Below are 4,255 nucleotides of genomic sequence, written 5' to 3'. Positions count from 1 at the left end.
ATCCGGGAGCGGTGATTCTCTGTGGCTTCTCGCGCGGGGCGATTGCCTGCAGCTACATCGGTCTGCACGACGATGAGATTGCGCGACTGTGGCGAGGGATGATTGCCTACAGCCACTTTGATGGGGTACGCACCTGGCCCTACCCCGATAGCGACAGAGCCAGCGCCTTGATGCGACTACAGCGCCTCGGAACAAGGCCCTGCTTCGTGTGCCAGGAGGGCGGTACGGCCGCCACCCAGTCCTTCCTCAACGATGCCAGGTTGCAGGCCCGCTTCACCTTCTGCACCGTTCCCTTCCGCAACCACAACGACGGCTGGGCACTGCGCGATTGCAGCGCCCGCCGCGAAGTGAGACGGTGGCTGGAAGGAGTCCTCGCCGAGGCTACGCCGGCGCCCTGAGTCCTGACACCGCGCTTCCTACCGACCGCGCCGAGCCACGAGACGCCATGCCGAGGTCAGCTCCTCGGTCTTCATCAGCGCACAGGCAACCACGAAGGCCAGGCCGCCAACCCCGAGCGGAACCATCACGGTAATGACCTTGGCCAACTCACGCGTCGTACCCAGCACTCCCGCCAGGTACTGCGAGCCCCCCCAACAGATCAGCCCCAGGACAACACAGCCGGGCAGCATCCGCAGCGTAGACGCCAGGATGCGACGACCGTCCAGCAGCCCGACCTCGCGCTTCAGCCACCACAGCAGGATCCCCGCGTTGATCACGGTGCTCGCCGAGGTAGCAATGGCCAGACCTGCCACGCCCATCCCGAAGGTCGCCCAGTAGCCCACTGCCAGGCACACGGCGAAGGAGATCACGCCGGCGATGACAGGCGTGACCGTGTTCTGCCGCGCGTAGAAGGCCCGAGCCACGATGTAGTTGATCGCCAGAGCGAACATCCCCGGGGTCAGCCAGATCAGGACGTCACCCACAATTGGCGAGGTTGCGGCGTCGAAGCTGTGCCGCTGATACAGCATCCGCACGATCGGTGTCGCGAGCACCGCGAAGGCGACCGTCACGGGCAGCACCATGAACAACGTGTTGCGCATCGCGAAGGAGAAATCGCGCACATATGACTTATTGTCGCCCTTCGCGTAGTGCTCCGAGAGGTTGGGGAACACGGCGATGGCGATGGCCGCTGCGAAGACCCCCGACGGTAGCTTCCACAGTCGGTTGGCGTAGGCCAGGATCGACTGTGCATCGGTCTCACACATCGTGGCCAGCACTCGCACCAACACCCAGTTGATCTCCGAGATGGCCAGCCCCAGGATCACCGGCAGCGCTAGCCGGATCACCTTCTGCACGCCCTCCTCGTGAAGGTCAAAGACCCGCTGCAGCTTAGCCCCGCGCTTCACCAGGGGCGGGATCTGGATCAGCACGTTCCCGAAGATCGCCCCGAGGACCACCGCGAAGGCCATGACGTCCAGGGCCTGCGTCTGCGACATCCCACCTGCGATCATCCGCCCCGCGACCACTGCCCCGAGGATGAAGAACAGGTCGTAGACGATCGGGCCGACCGCGGGCCACAGGAAGTGCTTGAAGGCGTTGAGCGTACCCATGAGCAGTCCGCCCAGCACGAGGAACAACTGCGCCGGGAACAGGATGCGCATGATGTGGGCGCAGACGTCTACACGCCCCGGCTCGCTCCCCAACCAGCCCAGTGCCGAGAGCCGAGCGATCTGCGGCGCGAAGACCGTACCCAGCAGCACGATGCAGCCGCCGAGGATCAGCAGCAGGTAGAACACCGTACTGAACATGCGCCAGGCCTGCTTCACCTTGTTGTGCGCCAGGTACTCGGTGAAGACCGGCACGAAGGCGGTCCGGGCAGCTCCGCCCGCCATCAGAAAATACAGCAGGTCCGGAATGGTGAAGGCTGCCCAGAAGGAGTTGATGTCACCCTTGGTTCCGAACACGCTGGCAATCACCATGATCTGGATCATGCCGGCGATCCGACTTACCATGGTGACGACAACCATGAGCAGGGCTGCAGATGCGAGGCCCTGCCCCTTGGGAATTGGTGTTTCCTCGACCTCACCGACGACTTCGTCTTCCACTCTTACCCCTCAACAAACCATGGCCCGCCCAGTGGGCGGGCCTGAGTCAGCGTCCCGTCCCCGCCTCACACACCTCACCCCAGCACTCCACATTCCTCGTTACTCACCTCACCCACAGTCCGCAACTCATACCACAGACGGCGAGCAAGCGCGATCGCGCAGGCTAACAACGCGACCGCCAGAAGGACCACGGGCGCCGCAGGCACTCCCAGTCGGTACAGGTATGCCCACCAGAAATCCGGGCTGGCCCGCAGTGCCGTCTTGAAGGCCTCGCTCGGCTGCCCCTCGGAGATCTCACTGGCGTGGACCTCGATAGGCTGCAGCGTCGCCTCACTAAGCAACACGACCTGACCCCAGATGGGCCAATACTTCAGCCGGAAAACCGCCTCGAAGGCAGACCCTTCAGTCTCGCGCACGCGATCCAGCCAGTTGCCATAGGGCACCGCAATGGCCAGGAGCTGTACCACCACGCTCAGGGCCACCAACCCGTAGACCGCTCTGCGCCAGGCGACCCTCGGCCAGACCGCCGCAATCCCCGGCATAGCCATCAGGACGAACAGCGGCACCAGGGGCTCAAGATACCGAGGACCCCAGGGGCGGATCGTCGCCCAGTTCTCACGCAGCGCGAAAAACCCGAAGTTGAGCACGAGCAGCGCCACCATGGCCAGGAACTCGGGCCGCCGGTTGCGCCAGTACCAGGGGATACCGGCGAGAAAGAGGATTGTGATAGGCGAATACACGAAGAAACTACGACCGGGGGAGAACAAGTTCCCGACCATCGCCTGCACGAAGTGCCAGCCGGCCAGGAAAGGCGTGTAGTTTCCCGACAGATACCCCGGGTTCGTGACGGCACCCGTGCGAATCTGGTTGTACCAAAACATCAGCACGACCCACGGCGCGAGTGCCACTCCACTGGCAACCAGGGCTGTGACGACCCGACGAAGACCGCCGGCGTCGGTGCCCTCTGCCCCCTTCTTCAGCGTCTCGAAGCCTCGCCAGGCGGCCCACACTACATAGGTCACCAGCACCGGCGCCAGAAGCAGCAGACTCGGCTTCGTCGCCACTCCCCAGCCCACGACAAACCATGCCCCCAGGAGCCAGCGCCAGTTCCCGGTGCGCGCGTAGACCACGACCCACAGCAAAGCCAGGGCCTGACACAGCGCCAGGAAGGGTTCGTAGAAGCCAATCTTCGCGTAGGGCCACGCATAGGTCGCCAGCCCGAACAGCAGTCCACCTGCGACCGCCACCCGCAGCGACCAACCAAACTCAATCAGCAGGTAGAACACCGCCACCGCCGTCAAGGCAGTGATCAGCGCCAGCGCCGTGCTCGTCCCCGCTCGCGGGAAGAACCTGTCAAACCGCGCCAGCGAGGGCGCGAAGCTCACTACAACCTCACCGACCACCTTGCCCGCAAGGTAGAAGGGCGACAGCAACAGCGGATACCCGATTCCATAGGGCAGGTAGGTCTTGCCGTTCCGGACCGGCTCGACTCCGCGCACGATGGCCCGGGTCAGGTCCGGCTCAATGGCCACGGTGTGCTCCTCCACCATGGCCTTCGTGATCACGAAATAGCCTTCGGCATCCAGGATTTCACTGAAGCCCTTGCCGGTCAGCAGGTAGACGGCTACGAGGAGCCCGAACAGCAACCACGCCGTCTTGCGGCGGCTACTGCGTTCTGCGAGGACCGTGGCGCCAGGGGCTACCGGTGCCGTCACTTCAGAGGAAGACACGCGTCAGGGGCTCCTTCCCGACAAGCGCGAGCCTGGTGCCCGCGTACAGCAAAGGGCCCCACCTCAGAGCGAAGTGGGGCCGGGGTTAGCTCTGCCCATTGCCCAGGCGGTCTAGTAGCGCCGCGTGAGCCGTTTCTCGTTGGTGCCCAGCGGGTCACACGACCACAGCTCGCGGTCGCGGGTGAACAGCACCTTGGTCCCCGTCGGGTTTACTACCGGATAGCCGTCAGACCGCGGGTCATTGGTGATCTGCGTGAGGCCGGTGCCGTCGGGCTTGATGCGGAAGAGGTCGAAGTCGCCATCACGGTTCGAGTGGAAGTAGATCCACTCCTGTGTCCCGATCTTGGCCCAGGTGGGCGCCTCGAACCTCGTCTCATCGCTGGCGCCGTTCCTCAGGGCTGCGGTCAGGTTCGTGTCCGCGCTGGTGGCCGGATCGATGATGTGCAGGTCGGTCTTCCCACCAATCGGCCCGGACTGGTA

The 4,255-nt window shown here is 64.3% G+C and carries 4 protein-coding genes; 1 reads left to right on the top strand and 3 read right to left on the bottom strand.

The window, feature by feature from the left end:
- Window positions 1-398: hypothetical protein (locus ABFE16_13045; protein MEN6346219.1), on the top strand; the 398-nt coding region annotated here is incomplete at its 5' end.
- 18 nt (window positions 399-416) lie between these two features.
- Here the strand turns inward: ABFE16_13045 and murJ are convergent.
- From murJ to ABFE16_13030, 3 genes are all read right to left on the bottom strand, one after another.
- Window positions 417-2,045, bottom strand: coding sequence for a murein biosynthesis integral membrane protein MurJ (murJ, locus tag ABFE16_13040; protein MEN6346218.1), 1,629 nt, complete (start codon window positions 2,043-2,045; stop codon window positions 417-419).
- Between the two features lie 74 nt (window positions 2,046-2,119).
- Window positions 2,120-3,775 carry a hypothetical protein gene (locus tag ABFE16_13035; protein ID MEN6346217.1) on the bottom strand — a complete coding sequence of 552 codons (1,656 nt, stop codon included), beginning with the start codon at window positions 3,773-3,775 and terminating at the stop codon, window positions 2,120-2,122.
- A 111-nt stretch (window positions 3,776-3,886) separates the two neighbouring features.
- Window positions 3,887-4,255 (bottom strand): hypothetical protein (locus ABFE16_13030; GenBank protein ID MEN6346216.1); only part of this gene is annotated, 369 nt, incomplete at its 5' end.

This window comes from Armatimonadia bacterium (genome assembly GCA_039679385.1).
In the GTDB taxonomy this organism is placed as follows: Bacteria; Armatimonadota; Zipacnadia; order Zipacnadales; family JABUFB01; genus JAJFTQ01.
This window is presented reverse-complemented; position numbering and strand designations above follow the sequence as displayed.